The organism is Cryobacterium sp. RTC2.1, from assembly GCF_035018685.1.
In the GTDB taxonomy this organism is placed as follows: domain Bacteria; phylum Actinomycetota; class Actinomycetes; order Actinomycetales; family Microbacteriaceae; genus Cryobacterium; species Cryobacterium glucosi.
This window is the reverse complement of sequence record NZ_JASJXJ010000324.1, coordinates 1-886: the sequence shown is the minus strand read 5'-3', so window position 1 is coordinate 886 and position 886 is coordinate 1. Positions and strand designations below refer to the sequence as shown.

At 57.0% G+C, this 886-nt stretch carries 1 protein-coding gene; it reads right to left on the bottom strand.

Translation table 11 applies throughout. The annotated features are described in order from the left end of the window. Positions 1–3: 3 nt before the first annotated feature. A complete protein-coding gene (locus QN357_RS19100; RefSeq protein WP_323505413.1) occupies positions 4–408 on the bottom strand; it encodes a hypothetical protein in 405 nt (134 codons plus the stop codon). Between the last annotated feature and the right edge of the window lie 478 nt (positions 409–886).

Sequence of the window (886 nt, the reverse complement as noted above, 5' to 3'; positions counted from 1 at the left end):
CTACTACGCTGAAACAAACGGCCCGATAGATATCGAAGCCGCCAACAAAACGGCGGCATGAAAACCGGGACGGTTCACTGTGAGGAACGCCGTCCGTGCCCGCTCGATGTCGCACACGAATACGTCGCATTGTCTTTGTTGAGCGACAATGCCGGACACCAGACCGACAAACGCATCAACGGCCTCATCATGAAAACGTCCAGCACAGATTCGTATCTTGGGAAATGGTCCGAAAACTACCCCGTTGTGGCCGGCCACGTCGCCTACCTCTGCATCAAGAGATCTGAGCTCGCCGGGGAGCACGGCCGGGCAGAAACCTACTCCGGGAATGCCCGACGTCTTGATCTGCATCTTGTCGAACCACATCTCACAATCAGACACGCTCAAACACTGCTCGGTCAGCAGCATGTCAACGAGGCCGAAGCCATGATCAAGGGAGCCCTCATACCGGGCTCCACGAACCCGAGCCAAGAGATGCTCCGAGCAGCCCTTATCCGGATTGCATCCTTCCGAGCTCAAGACGAACACCGCAAACGCGGAGAGCCAGACCCTCAGTACGTACTGCTCCGACGGCCAGCAGATCGCGTGAGAACGCGTCGATTCAGCTAGTAGCCGGACCCACCAATGTGGACGAAGCCCTTTGAACGGGGCTGATTTCGCCCGTGACACTATTCCTGGGCGCGATGTACGTAACCGCATCCTTGGCAGCTCCGCAATTCCCTCTCCCTCGATGTGGACCATAGACCGAACGCACCTAGTGCCGCTGAGTCTGTGGCCTTGCGATACGTATTTCCCGCGCATGCACATACTGAATATTGGCTTCGATGGGCACCACCTGTGGTGCGAGTGAGCCCCACTGTTCAGATGCGTGATTTGTATCGTTCAG

Coding starts and splice junctions, on each gene's coding strand:
- QN357_RS19100 (WP_323505413.1), bottom strand. CDS start 408: ATGCTGCTGACCGAGCAGTGTTTGAGCGTGTCTGATTGTGAGATGTGG.